The 17010-nt window shown below is 71.8% G+C and carries 13 protein-coding genes; 6 read left to right on the top strand and 7 right to left on the bottom strand.

Annotated features, from left to right (window positions below; translation table 11 throughout):
- The first annotated feature begins 72 nt into the window (after nucleotides 1–72).
- On the top strand, nucleotides 73–2691 hold the full coding sequence (locus tag HZZ00_RS19935) for a PA14 domain-containing protein (RefSeq protein WP_257584901.1): 2619 nt from the start codon (nucleotides 73–75) through the stop codon (nucleotides 2689–2691).
- A gap of 158 nt (nucleotides 2692–2849) precedes the next feature.
- On the opposite strand, the gene HZZ00_RS19930 is transcribed toward HZZ00_RS19935, so the two are convergent.
- Nucleotides 2850–3698 carry a LysR family transcriptional regulator gene (locus HZZ00_RS19930; protein ID WP_180327703.1) on the bottom strand — a complete coding sequence of 283 codons (849 nt, stop codon included), beginning with the start codon at nucleotides 3696–3698 and terminating at the stop codon, nucleotides 2850–2852.
- Nucleotides 3699–3802: 104 nt separating this feature from the next.
- Here HZZ00_RS19930 and HZZ00_RS19925 point away from each other — a divergent pair, with 104 nt between their 5' ends.
- A complete protein-coding gene (locus HZZ00_RS19925; protein ID WP_257584900.1) occupies nucleotides 3803–4591 on the top strand; it encodes an SDR family oxidoreductase in 789 nt (262 codons plus the stop codon).
- Nucleotides 4592–4767: 176 nt separating this feature from the next.
- Here HZZ00_RS19925 and HZZ00_RS19920 read toward each other — a convergent pair whose 3' ends face one another.
- A complete protein-coding gene (locus tag HZZ00_RS19920) occupies nucleotides 4768–5391 on the bottom strand; it encodes a TetR/AcrR family transcriptional regulator (protein WP_180327702.1) in 624 nt (207 codons plus the stop codon).
- 123 nt (nucleotides 5392–5514) lie between these two features.
- Here HZZ00_RS19920 and HZZ00_RS19915 point away from each other — a divergent pair, with 123 nt between their 5' ends.
- Together HZZ00_RS19915 and HZZ00_RS19910 are read left to right on the top strand one after the other, a co-directional pair.
- Nucleotides 5515–6456, top strand: coding sequence for an alpha/beta fold hydrolase (locus tag HZZ00_RS19915; RefSeq protein ID WP_180327701.1), 942 nt, complete (start codon nucleotides 5515–5517; stop codon nucleotides 6454–6456).
- Nucleotides 6457–6497: 41 nt separating this feature from the next.
- Nucleotides 6498–7376, top strand: a complete 879-nt coding sequence (locus HZZ00_RS19910; protein WP_257585976.1) for an LLM class flavin-dependent oxidoreductase — start codon at nucleotides 6498–6500, stop codon at nucleotides 7374–7376.
- A 79-nt stretch (nucleotides 7377–7455) separates the two neighbouring features.
- Here the strand turns inward: HZZ00_RS19910 and HZZ00_RS19905 are convergent, their stop codons facing one another.
- From HZZ00_RS19905 to HZZ00_RS19885, 5 genes are all read right to left on the bottom strand, one after another.
- The gene (locus tag HZZ00_RS19905; protein ID WP_180327699.1) at nucleotides 7456–8934 is read right to left on the bottom strand and encodes an alpha/beta hydrolase; all 1479 of its coding nucleotides are present in this window, start codon (nucleotides 8932–8934) and stop codon (nucleotides 7456–7458) included.
- 102 nt (nucleotides 8935–9036) lie between these two features.
- On the bottom strand, nucleotides 9037–9702 hold the full coding sequence (locus HZZ00_RS19900; RefSeq protein WP_180327698.1) for an MSMEG_1061 family FMN-dependent PPOX-type flavoprotein: 666 nt from the start codon (nucleotides 9700–9702) through the stop codon (nucleotides 9037–9039).
- Nucleotides 9703–9783: 81 nt separating this feature from the next.
- On the bottom strand, nucleotides 9784–12321 hold the full coding sequence (gene lanL / locus HZZ00_RS19895) for a class IV lanthionine synthetase LanL (RefSeq protein ID WP_180327697.1): 2538 nt from the start codon (nucleotides 12319–12321) through the stop codon (nucleotides 9784–9786).
- A gap of 2 nt (nucleotides 12322–12323) precedes the next feature.
- Nucleotides 12324–12506: an SflA family class IV lanthipeptide gene (locus HZZ00_RS19890; protein WP_070025813.1), complete on the bottom strand. Its 183-nt coding sequence runs from the start codon at nucleotides 12504–12506 to the stop codon at nucleotides 12324–12326.
- A 241-nt stretch (nucleotides 12507–12747) separates the two neighbouring features.
- Nucleotides 12748–14736: a SpoIIE family protein phosphatase gene (locus tag HZZ00_RS19885; RefSeq protein ID WP_180327696.1), complete on the bottom strand. Its 1989-nt coding sequence runs from the start codon at nucleotides 14734–14736 to the stop codon at nucleotides 12748–12750.
- A 355-nt stretch (nucleotides 14737–15091) separates the two neighbouring features.
- Here HZZ00_RS19885 and HZZ00_RS19880 point away from each other — a divergent pair, with 355 nt between their 5' ends.
- Both HZZ00_RS19880 and HZZ00_RS19875 read left to right on the top strand, forming a co-directional pair.
- Entirely contained in the window at nucleotides 15092–15673 is a 582-nt protein-coding gene (locus HZZ00_RS19880) for a flavodoxin family protein (protein ID WP_180327695.1), read from the top strand.
- Nucleotides 15674–15941: 268 nt separating this feature from the next.
- Nucleotides 15942–16958 (top strand): YihY/virulence factor BrkB family protein, encoded by a 1017-nt coding sequence (locus HZZ00_RS19875; protein ID WP_180327694.1) that lies wholly within the window; start codon nucleotides 15942–15944, stop codon nucleotides 16956–16958.
- The last annotated feature ends 52 nt before the right edge of the window (nucleotides 16959–17010 follow it).

Below are 17010 nucleotides of genomic sequence, written 5' to 3'. Positions count from 1 at the left end.
GAACGGCGGCGGGCAGACCGACGCATCACTCCAACGAAAGGTGAGAACGCCTTGAGTCCCGGAAGACACCCCATGGCACTCCTGCGCGGACTGGCGGCCGCGGCTCCGCTGCTGCTCGCCGGCGCACTCCTCGCGCCGGCCTCCCCCGCCCACGCCGAACCGGCGAGCGAGGCGGCCCCCACCGCCACCCCGCAGGGACTGCGCAGCGACTGCTATCTCAGCTCCGACAGCACGTCGCTGGACTTCGCCACCTACGGCAGCACCGGCGTCCAGCACTCCCTCAACGTCAAGGACCTCCTGCCGACGCTGCGCGACTGCGCCGGGTCCACCCTGAACGACGCCGTCCACTGGACGGGCATGCTGGACGTGCCCACCGGCGGTTCCTACACGTTCTACATCAAGGGCGACAACGGCTTCCGCATGTCGCTCGACGGGACGAGCGTCATCGACCACTGGACGACCGACTGGGACGTGCAGACCACGTCGCAGCCGATCACGCTGACGGCCGGCATGCACCAGCTGTCCTTCGACTACAACCAGGGCAACGGCGGAGCGTACATCCAGACCGAGTGGTCGGGCCCGGGAATCGACCGGCAGCCCGTCCCCGACTCCGCCCTGCACCAGCCGGCCGGCTTCGCCCCCCTCGACCTGCACAGCACCGTGGACTCCACCGGACGGAAAGCCGTCGTCCGGCTGCCCGCCGCCGTGGACTCCGTACCGGCGGACGTCACGAAGCACGTCTCGGTGATCGCCGGTGGCCACCGCTGGAACCCGACCGTGACCACGGACCCCGCCGATCACTCCCAGCTGGTCTTCACGGCGGCGGCCTCGGACACCCCGGCGGCCATGAAGTCCCAGGTGCGCATCAGCTACGACGGCCAGGGCGGCCTGGACACCCCCACCGGCCCGCTGGACGTCTTCTCCAGTCTCGCGCAGAACAACTCCACCTGGTACTTCGCCACCAAGTGGGCCAAGGACGTCTCGCCGTCCAACGCACTGCCCGACTACCCGCGTCCGCAGCAGACGCGCAGGCGGTGGGCCAACCTCAACGGCACCTGGCAGTTCCAGGGAACGACGCAGGACGCCCCGCTGCCCACGAGCGGACTGAGCGGCAAGATCCTCGTCCCCTACCCGATGGAGGCGCCGCTGTCCGGCGTCGCCGAGCACCACGACTGGTCGCTGTACCAGCGCACGTTCAAGGTGCCGGCCTCCTGGCGGGTCGGTTCGGGCAACCGTCTCCACCTGAACTTCGGGGCCGTCGACTACGAGGCCTGGGTCTACGTCAACGGCAAGCAGGTGGCCCACCACACCGGCGGCTACCAGGCGTTCACGGCGGACATCACGGACGCCGTCACGCGCCGCGGCGACCAGACCGTCATGCTGAAGGTCAAGGACCTCACCGACCCCTCCCAGCAGGCGACCGGCAAGCAGTCGCTCGACCCGAGCGGCATCTGGTACACCCCCACCTCCGGCATCTGGCAGACCGTCTGGATGGAGCCGGTTCCCGAGGAGAGCGTGGACTCGCTGGTCCTCACGCCCGACCTCAAGGACGACTCCCTGTCGGTCACCGTGCGCCCCAGCGCCGGGACGAACCCCTCGGCCCGGGTGACCGCCACCGCGTTCGACGGCGGCGAACGCGTCGGTTCCGTCACCGGCGCGGCAGGCGTCCCGCTGCGGCTGCACATTCCCCGCCCCAAGCTGTGGAGCCCCGACCACCCGTTCCTCTACGACCTGAAGGTCACCCTGGCAGACGGCCGCTCGCACGACAGCGTGGGCTCCTACTTCGGCATGCGATCGATATCGGTCGCCCGGGTCGGCGGGGTGAACAAGATCGAGCTCAACGGCAAGCCCACCTTCCTGCTGGCCACTCTTGACCAGGGCTTCTGGCCCGACGGCGTCTACACGGCCCCGACGGACGCCGCGCTCAAGTCCGACCTGCAACTGCACAAGCAGCTGGGCTTCAACGCCGTGCGCAAGCACATCAAGGTGGAACCGGCCCGCTGGTACTACTGGGCCGACAAGCTCGGGCTGATGGTCTGGCAGGACATGCCGAGCCGCAACACCGACTCCGCCGGCGCCGCGAGCAACGCGGAGTTCGACAAGGAGGTCCACGAGATCGTGGACCAGCACATCAGCAGTCCTTCCGTCGTCATGTGGACCATGATGAACGAGGGCTGGGGCGAACAGAGCAAGCAGTCCACCGGTGATCTCGCCGACTCGGTGAAGAAGCAGGACCCCTCGCGTCTGGTCGACGCGCACTCGGGCGTCAACTGCTGTGCCTCCAAGGGTGATTCCGGCCGCGGTGACGTCATCGACTTCCACGTCTACCACGGGCCGGCGAACCCGGCGCCCGACTCCACCCGTGCGGCCGTCGACGGAGAACACGGCGGTTACTCGCTGACGATCCCCGGGCACATCGCCGGCGTCGCGGGCGGCCAGGACTACGGTGACGGCCCCACCGACATCGCGGAGATGACCAAGACCTACGTGGACAACACGAGCCAACTCCTCGCGAACGCGTCCACCACTCTGTCCGGCTCGGTCTTCACCCAGATCAGCGACGTCGAGGGTGAACTCAACGGTCTGGTGACCTACGACCGGGCGGTCCTGAAGGTCTACCCCGAACAGGTGAGGGAGATCAACCGCAAGGTCATCGCGGCCGGCGCCGCAGCCGGCGGCACGGCTCACTGACGGCGGTCCCGCTACCACACGGCGAGGCAGGGCCCTCTCGGGACCGGGGTGACCGGTCCCGAGAGGGCCCTGCCACGAGCCTCATCGAGTAACTCGCCCACAGACGAAGCACGTTGCGGCGACCCGGTTCCGTGCGTCCGCCGCCGGCGGGGCGGCGGTCACAGCGACGTCGCCACGCGGACCAGACGCGCGACCGCCGTGGAGCGGCTGTGCGGGGGCCAGGCGATGACCGTCGTGACGCGCGGCGCGTCGACGACCGGCACGGCGGTCAGGCCCTCTCCCAGGCCGGCGCGGCCCGTCTCCGGGACGATCGCGCAGGCCCGGCCGAGGGCGATGAGCTGGGTGAGCTGGGTGTGGTCGCGCACCTGCGGACCGGGACCGTCCGGGAACGTGCCGTCGGCCCGGGGCCAGCGGGGCAGGGGCAGATCCGGCAGACCGGCGATCTCGGCGAGCCGCAACTCCGCGCGCGTGCCGAGCGGATGACCCGCCGGGAGGACCACGACCTGGCCCTCGGTGTGCAGTTCCTCGGTGTCGAAACCGGCCGTGTCGTCGAACGGCCGGTGCAGCAACGCCACATCGGCCCGGCCGTCGCGCAGCACCTGCGCCTGCTCGCCCGGTCCGCACAGGAGCACGTCCACGGCGACCGCGCCGGGTTCGGCCGCGTAGGCGTCGAGGAGCTTGGCCAGCAGTTCGCTGGAGGCGCCGGCCTTCGCGGCCAGGACCACGGCGGGGCGGCCGGTCCCGGCGAGGGCGGCCCGGCGGGTGCGCCGCTCGGCCGCCTCGACGGCGTCCAGGGCGGCCCGGGCCTCCCGCAGCAGCACCGACCCGGCCCCGGTCAGCGTGACGCCCCGGGTGCCGCGCTCCAGGAGTGCGGCACCCAGGCGCCGTTCCAGTCCGGCGATCGCCCGCGACAGCGGGGGCTGGGCGATCCCGAGCCGCTGCGCGGCCCGGCCGAAGTGCAGTTCCTCGGCGACCGCCACGAAGTACCGCAGCTCACGTGTCTCCACCCCGCCAGCCTAACCCGGCCGAGCAGGGGTGATACCCGGCCGGTATCGCCGCCCACCCGATCGGTCTTGGACCCGCCGCAGGGTGCGGGAGAACCATCGGAGGCATGAGCGAAACGAACGAGACGAACATCGTCGGCGAACGGATCGACGGACGGATCGATGGACAGGCCGGTGACCGGAAGGTCGCGCTGGTGACCGGTGCCAACAAGGGCATCGGGTACGAGATCGCCGCCGGGCTGGGTGCCCTCGGCTGGAAGGTCGGGGTCGGTGCGCGGGACGAGGCGCGGCGCGAGGCCGCCGTGGCGAAGCTGCGCGCGGCCGGGCTCGACGCGTTCGGGGTGCCGCTGGACGTGACGGACGACGCGAGCGTGAGCGCGGCGGCCCGGTTGATCGAGGAGCGGGCCGGACGGCTCGACGTACTGGTCAACAACGCGGGCATCACCGGCGGCGGCCCGCAGGAACCCACCAAGGTCGATCCGGACCGGGTGCGGGCGGCCGTGGAGACCAACGTCATCGGCGTCATCCGCGTCACCAACGCCCTGCTGCCGCTGCTGTTCCGCTCCCCGTCACCGCGGATCGTGAACGTCTCCAGCAGCGTCGGCTCCCTCACGCTGCAGACCACGCCCGGCGCCGAGACAGGCCCGATCTCCGCCGCCTACGCGCCGTCGAAGACGTTCCTCAACGCCGTCACCGTGCAGTACGCCAAGGAGCTGGCCGACACGAACATCCTGATCAACGCCGTCTGCCCCGGCTACACGGCCACCGACCTCAACGCCTTCCAGGGGGTGCGCACGGCGCAGCAGGGCGCGGTCTCCGCGATCCGCCTGGCCACCGTCCCGGACGACGGCCCGACGGGCCGCTTCTTCTCCGACGAGGGTGAGATCCCCTGGTGACGTTTCGTCTCCGACGAGGTTGACGTCCCCTCCCGACAGGCGCAGGACCCGCCCCTCTCGCGAGGTCGGGCCCGCCCGGCAGGGCGGGCCCGACGCCGGTCGCGAAGGGGGCGACACCGGTCGGGACGGGGCCGCCGCCCGCGAGGAACTGCCCGGCCTGATCCGGACGAGAGGCCTTAGCGGCGATGCTGTTCCGGCTCGTCGCCGGCCGACGCCGGGGCGGTCCGGGCAAGGCCGGCGAGCAGCAGGTCGATCATGCGGCGGGCCTGGTAGTCGGGGAAGTTCTCCACTCCGATGCACAGGTTGCCGATGGCGAGCATGAAGTCGTAGGCCCGTACGTCGGAGCGCGTGTACCCGGCGGCGGCGGACTCCTTCAACAGCCGGTCGAGCACGGGCTGCAGGCGCTCGACGAACTCGTTGTGCAGGCTCTCGAATCCCGCCTGGTCCGAGTGCAGCGCCTCGGCGAGGCCGTGCTTGGTGACCAGGAAGTCGGCGAACTGGTGGACCCACTGCCGAAGGACCTCATACGGCGTGTCCTCGGTCGGCGCCGCGTGGACGGCAGCGGCGAGCGCGTCGACCTGATGCCGGAAGACCGCTACCACCAGGTCCGCCCTGGTGGGGAAGTGGCGGTAGATCGTGCCCATGCCGAGGCCTGATTCGGCGGCGATCTCCCGCACGGGCGCATCGATCCCCATCCGGACGAAAACGGCCGCGGCGGCGTCCAGGAGCTTCTGCTCGTTGCGGCGTACGTCGGCTCGCTTACGTCCTGCCGATGCTGACGGCGTGTCGGCCGTGGACATCGTGCACACCTCCTGCTTGCAAAGCGGAGCGGCGCTCCGTATCGTGATCCGGAGCGGTGCTCCGGATTCTCATTCTGCCAGACGCCGCGCAGCAGGAGCCCGCTGGGCTCGTCCGAGAAAGGCATGCGTCTCGTGAGCGACAACACGTCCGCCGACGGCGGCAACGACTTCACCACCCCGGTCATCTCCGTCCACCCGATCTCGCTGGCCGCCCGGGACCGCGGCCAAGAGCTGCAGGTACGGACCACGGCGCCGACGACAGGCGACAACTTGCCCGTCGTCGTCTTCTCCCATGGCATGGCCCTGACCATGGACGACTACGCGCCGCTGGTCGGCTTCTGGGCCGCCCGCGGGTTCGTCGTCATCCAGCCCACCCATCTCGACGCCCTCGGCCTCGCCGCCGACGACCCGCGCACCCCGCTCATCTGGCGCATCCGCGCCGATGACCTCACCGCCGTGCTCGATCAGCTCGACACGATCGAAGCCGCCGTGCCCGGGTTGGCAGGCCGCGTCGACCACGACCGCATCGCGGTCGCCGGACATTCCTGGGGCGCACAGACAGCCAGCATCCTCGCGGGCGCACGGGTCGTCGGCGCCGACGACACTCCCGGCGAGAGCATGGCCGACCCACGCGTCAGCGCCGCGGTGCTGATGTCCCTGCCCGGTACCGGCTGCGCCGACCTGAGCCCGCTCGCCACCGAGCACTTCCCGTTCATGAGCCCTGATTTCAGCGAGCTGAAGACGCCCAGCCTCCTGGTCGCCGGCGACCGCGACCAGTCCCCGCTGACGGTGCGCGGTCCGGACTGGTTCACCGACGGCTACCGGCTCGGTCCGGGCGCCACCGATCTGCTGACCCTGTTCGGGGCGGAACACGGACTCGGCGGCATACAAAGAGCCAACGACACGCGCACCACCGACGAAAGCCCGGAGCGTGTCGCGCTCGTGCGGCAGGTCACCCTGGCGTATCTGCGCACCGCGCTGGGCCTCGACCATGACGCATGGCCCACCGCCCGCCGGACTCTGGCCGCGGCCGATGCCCCGCTGGGAAGCATCGACTCGAAGTGACCACCACCCTCGTGCCGGCAGGCACGCCCAGTTTCGGCATCATGACCGCCCCGGCACAGGTCGCCTACGACGACGTCCTGCGGGTCTGGCAGGAAGCGGACGGCATCGAACGGATCGAGCACGCCTGGCTGTTCGACCACCTCATGCCGCTCGGCGGCGACCCGAACGGACCGACCTTCGAGGGCTGGACGCTGCTGTCCGCCCTTGCGGCCGGAACCGAACGGCTGCGGCTCGGGGTGATGGTCACGAGCAACAGGTTCCGGCCGCCGGCCGTGCTGGCCAAGATCGCCGCCACCGTCGATGCCGTCTCCAGCGGCCGGCTCGAGTTCGGTATCGGCGCGGGCTCTCGCCCCGACCTGCCGTCGGCCCGGCGTGAGTATGCGGCTCACGGCCTCCCCTTCCACGACGCCGCCCACGCGGTCGGGAGCCTCGCCGAGGCGTGCACGGTCATCCGCAGACTCTGGGCCGAAGCCGCACCGTTCGACTTCCAGGGCGACTACCACCGGTTGACGGGCGCGTTCTGCAGTCCCAAACCCGTCCAGCATCCGCACCCGCCGATCCTGATCGGCGGCCAGGCCACCCCGACGCTGCGTGTGGTCGCCAGGCATGCGGACCGGTGGAACATGCCCGGCGGCAGCATCGACAGGGCCATCGAGCGCAGCGCCACGCTGGACCGGCTGTGCGACGAGATCGGCCGGAACCCGGCCGAGATCACCCGGTCCATCGTCCTGCCCGTCTCGTACGACCGGCCCGAGGACACCCGCCGCACCATCCGCGCGGCGCTCGAAGGCGGGTTCAGCCACATCGTGCTCGGACTGGACGCGCCCTACCCGACCGGCGTCGCACGCTGGGTCGCCGACACCGTCATCGGTCCCCTCTGCGACACGGTCACCGCCCCTGAAACGAGGAATCACAGCTGACCAGGGCACACCCGCCTTCCGACCTCGACGGTGACACCGCCTGACCCGGGCGCCCCACGTGCCGCCCCGGCGGGCGTGCTCACTCGCAGCGGACGTCCGTCCCGGGCCGCCGGCCGGTGGCCAGGAACCGCGACACGGTGTCGTCCCCGCAGGCGTTGCCGTTGGCCAGGTAGGCCTCGTGACCGGTCGAGTCGACGGTGACCATGACGGCGCGGCGGCCCAGCGCGGTACGGAGCTTGCGGGCGCCGCTCAGCGGGGTCGCCACGTCGCGCTCGTTCTGGACGAGCATGATCCGGCCGGTCGGTCCGCGGTCGGTGATCCGCACCGGTGCCTGTTCCGGCCGCCACGGCCAGGCGGCGCAGACCATCGCGTTGCGAGGCATGCCCGCGGTCAGGGGATACGTGCCGCGGCTCTCGTCAACGGCCTGCTGGTAGAAGGCGGTTGAGCGGGGCCAGCTGACGTCGTTGCAGAGGGTGGCGGCGGCCACGCCGGTGAGGTTCTGCAGCGCGCTGTCCGGGGGCGACTGCGGCGCGGGCGGGACCTTGCCCTTGCGGGCGGCCAGGACCAGCTGGGCCAGGCCGGTGTAGTCGTCGGGGTCGTAGAAACTGTTCAGCATGGTCTGGCGCAGGACGTTGCCGTTCAACTCGGCCGGGTTGGCGCCGGGCCAGGGGATCGGGGCGCGGTCCAGCTGGGCGGCGAGGCTGAGGAAGAGGGGGCGCACCTCGGCGGCCGTGCCGGCCAGCCGGTACCGATTGCCGGGCGCCGACGCCCACTTGGCGAACACGGGGAAGTTGTCCTCGACGCCCACCTCGAACGCGGCGAGCCAGGCACGCTCCGCCCTGACCGGATCGGGGTTGCCGCTGCTGTCGAGGACGACGCGGTCCGTGCGCCGCGGGAACAGCTGGGCGTAGACCGCGCCGACGTACGTCCCGTACGACACACCCCACACCGACAGACGGCGCTCGCCCAGTGCGGCCCGGATACGGTCGACGTCACGGGCGTTGTCGACCGTGCTGATGTGGCGTATCAGCGTGCCGCCGTTGCGGGCGCACGCGTTGGCCATGCGCCGAGCGGTGGCCATGTTCCCGGTGACCGATCCGTCGGCGGCGGGCCAGGGCCGCAGCGCCGTCAGGGCGAGATCGCCGTGGTCGACCCCGCAGTCGACCGCCGTGGAGGGCGCGTTGCCACGCGGCGCGAACCCGATCAGGTCGTACTGGTCCCGCACGGCCTGGGGCAGCTTCTGCCCTTTCCCGGACGGGTCGTCGAGGCTGTCGCCGCCCGGTCCGCCGGGGATGAGCAGCAGCGCGCCGCGGCGGGCCGACGGCTTCTCGCTGCGGATACGGGACAGGGCCAGGTCGATCTTCGGGCCGTTCGGGTCGGCGTAGTCCATCGGCACTGCGAGGGTCGCGCACTCCTGCCGGGGATCGTGGCCGGTGCCCTCACACCCGGCCCAGTGCAGCGGACCGCCGGCGCCGGCGGACGACGTGACCGGAGCGAGCAGGCCGAGGACGACGGCGGTGGCGGCGAGGAGTGAGGCGTTGCGGAAGCTCTTCGTCATGGGCTAGAGCTTCGTGGCTCGTCGTCGGCCGTCCCATCCGGTCAGCATCCCTGTTTTCAGGGGGCCTGACCCCCCTGCGCCACAGCGACCCCCGGTCGGCGGTCACTCGAAGCGAAGGCGCAGTGACTCCCGTTCGGCCTCCTCGATCTGTTCGACGGTCAGGCCCGGCAGGTTCAGCTGGGCCAGCGTCACCTCGGCGCTGGTCGGCTGAGCGTCGGCAGGTATCCACCGCTCCGGTTGCCAGGCGTTGGCGCGCATCAGGGACTTCGGGCAGTGCGGATAGACCTGCTCGACACCCACCACGATTGCCGTGACCGGCGGCTTTCCGACGGGAGTGAGCCGGGCGAGCAGCTCCGGCCGTGCCGAGACACAGGCACGGCCGTTGACGCGCAGGGTGGTCGGGCGGCCCGGGATGAGGAAGAGCAGCCCGACGCGTCCGGTGCGCAGCACGTTGTGCATGGTGTCGAGTCGCTTGTTGCCGGTCGCGTCGGGGATCGCCACGGTCCGCTCGTCCAGCACCGAGACGAATCCGGCCGGGCCGCCACGCGGCGTCACGTCCGCCCGGCCCTCGACGTCCGCACTGCCGATGAACACCAGGGAGGAACAAGCGATCAGCGCCCGGGTCTCCTCGGTCAGGTGGTCGATCTCCTTGCGGAGCGAGTTCGGGTTCGGCGGTGCGTAGAGTTCGCGCAACTGGTCAGGTCTGGTGAGGGCGTCCGCCCGTAGGACTTCGAAGAGCGAGCCGCCGGACCCGGTGTCGTTCGTCATGCGATGACCCTAGAAGACGACGGTGACCTGTGCGGCTCGGCGTGCGCACTCGCGAGCGGCGACGGCGGCGACGGCGGACGTTCAGGCTGCGAGGCCGAGCCGGGGGCCGCCCCGGCCGTGCAGCCGTCGGAAGAAGGCCAGCACGCCCGCGGAGCCACCGGCCCAAGTGGCGCTCGGCCGGGCGAGACCGGTGTCCGGGAACACGGGCCGGGACCAGGTGCCGCCACTGCGGCTCAGGATGAGCAGGGCAACGGTCTCGGCCGCGTCCCAGAACTCCTCGGACGCGGACGCCTCCGCGACGTCCACCATCAGCTCGCCCACACCGGCCAGCCCGCAGCACTGCGTGACGAGCGGCATCCGTGGTGCCAGCGCGGCGCAGGCGCGCGCGGCCCGCTGGGCGAGGCGGAGGTACTCGGGTTCGCCGAGGTGATCGGCGGCCCGCACGAGTACGGTCCCGATGCCGGCCAGGCCCCGGCACCACGAGCCGTAGCGGCGTGTCGCCCCCGGTTCGGCGGCCGCCGCGATGATGTCGGGTGTCACGGCGGCCAAGCGCGCGGCGGCCCGCCCGGAGCGGCTGACCGCGTCCGGGTCCCCGGTCGTGCCGCCGTATTCGAGCAGGAAGCACGCGATGCCCGCCTCGCCGTGCGCGAGGCCCTCGCGGAGCGCGGCGCTCCCGGCCGTTTCCGACCCGGTCGGGCTCAGCCGGGCGCTGCCCGACGCCAGCATCCGGTCGCATTCGGCAGCGACGGCGAGGTGCCGGTCGGCGGCGAGCCGGCGACCGGACCGGAGCGCGTGCCGGGCGAGCAGCAGCCGGCCCAGGCCGATTCCGGCGGCGCCCGCGATCAGGTCCGCCTCCGGCGGTCCGCCGTCCGGTGCGCGGTCCGGCAGCAGGGGACACCCGGACCGCGCGTCCGCCCCCGACGCGGTCTCCGACCCGGCCTGGGCGAGGAAGAGTTCGACACCGGTGCGTCCCGTGTAGAAGCCGGGCGGGAGGTTCCTGGACTGTCGCGCCGTCCACCGCGCCAATTCGGTGACCGCCGACCGCACGTGGGGCCGGTGCGCATGATGGAGGAGCTCCAACCCGAGGCCCGAACTGCCGCCGTAGGCGTCGATCGAGGTGGGGACGTTCAGCTGTGCGGCCCGTACCGGGTCCACGATGGCGTGCGCTTCACCGACGCAGAACGCGGTCGTGTGCTCGATGAGCTCGTCCAGCAGGTCGCTGTCGAGCCGGGGGCGCGCGGGCCGGCGCGCGGCTCCGGGCGTGCCGGTGCGCAGGCGGTCGGCGGCGCCGGTCCGTACGGCGGGGTCGAAGCTCAGCAGGTCGGTGATCGACGAGCGGATCTCCCGGTGGGCGCGCCCGGGCAACGCCCAGGCCAGGCAGGCCAGGGTCCTGTCCCGGTTGACCTCGTGGTCGCGGTCGACGATCACCGGATCCATGCCGGTGGCGGCGAAGAAGAGGGTCGCGCCGAGGGCGTAGTGGTCGTCGGCGGGAGCGGCCGGTCCGGTCGTACGCAGAACCGGCTCGCTGTACCCGGGAGTCGCCCCTCCCGGGCCGGCGCCGTCCGACTCGCTGATCCCGAAGTCGATCACGTGGCAGTGGCCCGAGTCGTCGAGCACGACGTTGTCGGGCTTGAGGTCGCGCACGACCACGTTCCGGCCGTGGATCGCGTCCAGGACGCGCAGGAGCCGGGTGGCGAGCACGGACAGGGCGCGCGCCGGCCGGGTGCCGTCGACCCGGTAGGGGCCGTTTTGCAGGACCTCCCTGCGCAGGTCCCGGTTGCCGCAACTGCTCATCACCAGGTACTCGTCCGCCTGGTGCGCGAAGTAGTCCAGTACGCGGGGCACGCCGGTCACACCGTCGAGCGCGGTGAGGACCCTGCGCTCGTTGCGCAGCCGGTGGCGGGCGTCCGTGCCGGATTCGTCCTCGCCCACGAAGGCCCTGGCCTGTTTGACCACCACCGGCCGCCCGAGAGCACGGTCCACCGCGCGGTAGACGTTGCCCTGGGCCGCACGTGCGATGCCCGCGGTCACCTTGTAGCGTCCGCCGCCGAAGCCGGGCGCGGACGGCTCGTCACCGTGTTCGCAACCACGCGCGAAGGGATCTTCGGCCCACGGCGGGCACCGGTAGCGGCCGACGGCCAGACCGTCGAAGATCTGCCCGTCCGGCCCGGTCATGACGGATTCGAGCCGCCCGGCGCGGCCGGTCCGGTAGTCGCCGGTGAACGGGCCGTAGCGGTAGTAGACCGGCGCCCTCGGGTCGACCCGCCGGTCGCTGACGACCTGCGGGCCCTCCCGGTCACGGAGTACGGCGGCGAGTTCCCGGGCGATCTCGACCACCGCGCCTGCCGGGGGATAGACGGTGATCGCCTTCCCGACGGCTCCGGCGCTCACCACCCCGGAGTTGAGCCGGCGCAGCGTCTCCGGGTCGCGGGCGAACTTCGCGTGGCAGACATGTCGGGACAGCACCGGGAGCACGAGCCGGGTCACCGCGTCGAGATTGCCCGGGCGCGCCGAGACGTGCAGTTTCCAGCCGTGTTCCATCGCCGGCATCCGCGGATCGTTCAGGTACGACCACGTCTCGTCGGACCAACCGCTGCGGCCGGCGATGGAGACGGCCACCGCTACGAGTTCAGGTCACACGAGAAGCGGGTGGTGGCGGTCACCCAGGGGTCGGAGAGGCACGCGGTGTGCTCGCGGTCACCGCGGTCGTCGTCCTCGAACACGATCGCCTCGTCGTCGATCTCCAGCGGACCCGCGTCGCGGAATCCGTCGGCTTCCAGCAGTTCCGGCACGGCTACGGGCATGTGAAGCCTCCATGGTCTGTCGTGCACTGAGGAGCAGGAAATGGCCGACGCGGGCCGGTGGACCCGCTGTGCCAAGGACTTGCCGCACAAACGTAGGCAACGGCGCACTTGCTGACAAGAGGTCAGATCGCAGTGTTCTCGCGAGTTTCGCGGAGGCACGACGGCACCACCATCACCAACGGCGCCGGGAACGTGGGGCGCTGCCCCGCCCGGACGGCCGCCTCCGGACCGGCGTGTGAGGTCAGCTGCCCGGGTCGGCGCGGAAGGCCAGCAGGGCGGTGTCGTCGCGGGCGTCGGAGAGCTGCTGAAGGGTGCGCAGCAGCTCGGGAAGGGGCTCGCCGCGGTGGTGGGCGGCGGCTCGCAGGAGACGCCGCTGACCCGCGTCGAGGGAGGAGGCGGGCGTTTCGATGAGGCCGTCGGTGTAGTACAGGACGGTGTCTCCGGGGGCGAGGGTCCGGGTGTGGGTGGTGCGGCGGGTTCTGGGGTCGACGCACAGCGGGGGGTCCTCACCGGAGCCGGTGAGGAAGTGCGGCGTCCCCCGGGCGGGGACGAGCAGGGGCGGTGGGTGCCCGGCGTTGGACCACGCCATCCGCCAGGTGCCGTCGGGACTTCGTCGCAGATGGGTGTGGACGGCTGTGGCGAAGGAGGCGATGGCCAGCCCGTCGGCGGCGTCGTCGAGCATGGCCAGGACGGTTCCGGGCGTGCACTCGGGCCCCATGTTCCAGGCGAGGCCGCGGCACATGCTGCGCAGCTGGCCCATGGCGGTCGCCGCGGTGAGGTCGTGGCCGGCGACGTCTCCGATGTCGAGGGCCAGGGTGCCGTCGGAGTGGACGATGGCGTCGTACCAGTCGCCGCCGATCTCGGTGGCCGAGCTGGCCGGCTCGTAACAGGCGGCCATGGACGCGCCGGGCACGGTCGGCGGCTCGATGAGATGGGCGCGCTGGAGGCGCAGGGCGATACGACGGGCGCGCTGCAGGTCGAGGACCCGGTGGATGGGCCGTTGCGCGAGGTGGAGGACTTTCCGCAGCAGTTCGACGTCTTCGGGGCCGGGCACCGGGGTGTCGCCGTTGGTGCTGGTGGCGGCGTAGCCGAGGACGGTCCCGTCGACGACCAGCGGGACGAGTGTCAGGCTGGTGGCGCCCGCGGCGACCAGCCAGCGCTCGGTGACGGCCGGGACCAGGCCGGCGGGGCACCGCCCGGCGGGCGGGAGCCGGAAAGTCCGCGGGACCCGGTTCTCCAGCATCTCCCGCACGGTGCTCGTGACGGCGACGCTCTGCCCCCGCAGAGCGGGAGCGGCCGGCAGCCCCGGGCGGATCGCGGAGGCGACCCGTCGGGCCGTGACGGTCGCGTTCTCCGGAAGCGGCCATTCCTCGTGGGACAACAGCAGAATCACGCAGGAGTCGGCGAGTTCGGGCACGACCGTCCGCACGACCGCCGAGAAAACCTCTTCGAGACTGCCTGCGGCGACCTCCGCCACTCGCGCGAGGACGTGTTCACGCAGCGTGGCACGCCACGTCTCCTCGACATCGTCCGTCGCGGCGACCCACTCCTCGGCGCGGCCGTGACGCAGGATGGGAACGCAGCGGGTCGACATGTGGCGGTAGGAGCCGTCGGCGGTCCGCACCCGGAACGTGGCCTCCATGACCCCCGGAGGCTCTCGGTCGGCGGCGGCATGCCAGGCACGGCCGAGTCCCTCGCGGTCCCGCGGATGGATGTAGGCGTACCAGTCCTCGTCCATCCAGCCGCTCCAGGGCGAACCGGTCAGCTCCTGCCAGCCGGGGACGACCTCCTCCGCGGAGCCGTCCGCACGCACGACCCACACCATCTGCGACACGGCCGACACCAGCGCCTCGTAGCGCTGGAGCGCCATGGTCTCGGCCGTGGTGTCCATCGCGACGACCATGGCGCCGGGCCCGTCCGGCAGGGTGACGGGCGTGCAGGAGTAGACGAAGTACCTGGCCTGTTCCGCGGCGCCGGGGTCCGGTTCCCGCGACTCCAGGATCTGACGCGGCCGGCCGGTGGCCACGACATCGTCCAGTACGGTCATGAACTCCGCGGCATCCGGTTCGCCGAACGCCTCCCTTGCGGGCAGCCCCAGCGGCCGGGCACCGAGCATCCTGCAGCAGGCCGCGTTCTGGTAGACCAGTCGGTGCTCGGCGCCGGCGAACAGCGCGACCGCCGCCACCGTCTCGTCGAACAGCTTCGGATCAAGAGAGCTAGCCGGACTCATGACCGGCCTGTTCCCACCCGCACCCGCCGACCGTCCGGTCGACGAGATCTCCGCCAGGCCAGCGTCGTCACCGCGTAACCCTCTCCCATGGTCGGCGTCGAGGCTTCCTCATCTTCCCGGTACGACTGCCGCACCGGCCGCGCCACGCCGAGGAGTGCACGCCGCTTCGCCCGCCGACGGCCGCTGAGCCGCGCGTGTACGTTCATGCCGTGGCGGTTAAGTACGCCTGCACGGCGCCGCGTTGGCCGTGGGGACAGCGGCGTCGGTCGAAGCCGGGAACCGCGCCGTCGGAATGCCCGCCGGACGGCCGGGGTTGGACAGGCGGGACGGACCCGCCGCACCCCTGGAGCAGACCATGACCCGTTCGTTCCTCTTCCTGCTCGGCAGCGCCCGCACGGGCGGCAACACCGAGCTGCTCGCCCGGGCGGCAGCGGACCAGCTCCCGGCAGACGTGGAACAGCGCTGGCTGGACCTCACCGGGCTCCACCTGCCCGACTTCCGCGACGAGCGCCACGACACGGACGCCGGGCCGGTGGAGGAGGCCGGCGAGACGCTGCTGCGCGAGGCGACGGCCGCCGCCACCGACATAGTGATCGCCTCCCCGCTGTACTGGTACTCCGTCTCCGCCGCCACGAAGCGCTACCTGGACTACTGGAGCAAGTGGCTGCGCACCCCCGACCCCGGCTTCCGGGAGAAGATGGCCGGCCGGACCCTGTGGGGCGTCACCGCCATGGCACACCGTGAGGAGGAGCTGGCCGAGCCGCTGGTCCTCACTCTGCACCACACCGCGGCCTACATGGGCATGCGCTTCGGCGGCGTCCTGCTCGGCAACGGCACGCACCCCGGCCAGGTCCTCACCGACGAGGCCGCCCTCCTGCGCGCCAAGACCTTCTTCACCCAGGACGCGCCCCTGGCCCGCTTCCCGCACGTGTCCTGACCCACCGCAGGCCGGCGCGCCCACGCCGGCCTGCCACGCCCGCCGCCGGGGCTGGGCCGTCCGGGTCGAGTCCGGCTACCTTCCGCCGGACCTCCTGCGAGCCGCCGAACCCTTCTGAGCGAGTCGGGCCGCAGCGACACGCCTGCGGCCCACAGGCAGAGCCGTCCCCCGGGCGTACTTCTATGGCAAAAGGGGCCGCGTCGCATAGGGTGCTGTTGCGTCTCCGAGGGCAGCCCTTGGAATCGATCACCTAGGTTGAGCGCAGGTCATGGGATTCCTCGAGCGCGTCGACGGCTTCCAGAGACGCCACCACTGGGTGGGTCTGCCGCTCGGCGTCCTGTACAAGTTCTACGACGACCAGGGCCTGTACCTCGCGGCCCTGCTCACCTACTACGGCTTCCTCTCGCTCTTCCCGCTGTTCCTCATCCTCGTCGCCGTCCTGAGCACCTTCCTCAGCGACGATCCCTCCCTGCGCCAGCAGGTCATGGACTCGGCGCTGCGCAAGTTCCCGGTCATCGGCGACCAGCTCGGCCACAACATCCACTCCTTCCGCGGCAACGGGGCCGCGCTCGCCGCGGGTATCGCGGGCAGCGTCTACGGTTCCCTCGGCGTCGCCCAGGCCGCGCAGTACGCCCTCAACAAGGTCTGGGCGGTTCCCCGGCACGCCCGCCCGGACCCGCTCCGTTCGAGGCTGAAGGGGATGGTTTTCCTGCTGGTCCTCGCGGTCGGGCTGTGCGCGTCCACGCTGCTGTCGGTGGCGGCGTCCCAGACCTACCTGTTCGGCGTGCGGCTGCGGGGCGGCAGCTGGTTCGCCGTCACCGCCGGGTCCGTGTGCCTGAACACGCTCCTGCTGCTCGTGAGTTACCGATTGCTGACACACCGGGCACTGCCGCTGCGCCGGCTCGCCGGAGTGGCGCTGGGCGGCGCCTGCGCGTGGCAGGCACTGCAGTGGGTGGGCTCCTACTACGTCAGCCACGTGCTGCACGGGGCCACCGCCACCTACGGCATGTTCGGCATCGTCCTGGGCCTGCTCGCCTGGCTGTACGTCGGGGCCCTGATCTTCATCATGGCGGCCGAAGCGGGGGCCGTGTGGGTGATGCGCCTGTGGCCCCGCAGCCTGCTGACGCCGTTCACGGACCGGGTGCAGCTGAGCGCGGCGGACCGCCGCGCCTACCGGTCGTACGCCGCCACCGAGGCGTTCAAGGGGTTCCAGAAGGTCAGCGTGCGCTTCGATCCGCCGCCCGACGAGCCCCGGCACGGGAAACCGCCGGACGACGCGTCCTGAGGCGCGTCCCGCACTGGTCACCTGGGGGCCGGCCTCCGTTCACCCGCAACGA

It is taken from the genome of Streptomyces sp. NEAU-sy36 (genome assembly GCF_013423905.1).
Taxonomy (GTDB): Bacteria; Actinomycetota; Actinomycetes; order Streptomycetales; family Streptomycetaceae; genus Streptomyces; species Streptomyces misionensis.
This window is presented reverse-complemented; position numbering and strand designations above follow the sequence as displayed.

Coding starts and splice junctions, on each gene's coding strand:
- HZZ00_RS19935 (WP_257584901.1), top strand. CDS start 73: ATGGCACTCCTGCGCGGACTGGCGGCCGCGGCTCCGCTGCTGCTCGCC.
- HZZ00_RS19925 (WP_257584900.1), top strand. CDS start 3,803: ATGAGCGAAACGAACGAGACGAACATCGTCGGCGAACGGATCGACGGA.
- HZZ00_RS19920 (WP_180327702.1), bottom strand. CDS start 5,391: ATGTCCACGGCCGACACGCCGTCAGCATCGGCAGGACGTAAGCGAGCC.
- HZZ00_RS19915 (WP_180327701.1), top strand. CDS start 5,515: ATGCGTCTCGTGAGCGACAACACGTCCGCCGACGGCGGCAACGACTTC.
- HZZ00_RS19910 (WP_257585976.1), top strand. CDS start 6,498: ATGACCGCCCCGGCACAGGTCGCCTACGACGACGTCCTGCGGGTCTGG.
- HZZ00_RS19905 (WP_180327699.1), bottom strand. CDS start 8,934: ATGACGAAGAGCTTCCGCAACGCCTCACTCCTCGCCGCCACCGCCGTC.
- HZZ00_RS19900 (WP_180327698.1), bottom strand. CDS start 9,702: ATGACGAACGACACCGGGTCCGGCGGCTCGCTCTTCGAAGTCCTACGG.
- HZZ00_RS19890 (WP_070025813.1), bottom strand. CDS start 12,506: ATGCCCGTAGCCGTGCCGGAACTGCTGGAAGCCGACGGATTCCGCGAC.
- HZZ00_RS19885 (WP_180327696.1), bottom strand. CDS start 14,736: ATGAGTCCGGCTAGCTCTCTTGATCCGAAGCTGTTCGACGAGACGGTG.
- HZZ00_RS19880 (WP_180327695.1), top strand. CDS start 15,092: ATGACCCGTTCGTTCCTCTTCCTGCTCGGCAGCGCCCGCACGGGCGGC.
- HZZ00_RS19875 (WP_180327694.1), top strand. CDS start 15,942: ATGGGATTCCTCGAGCGCGTCGACGGCTTCCAGAGACGCCACCACTGG.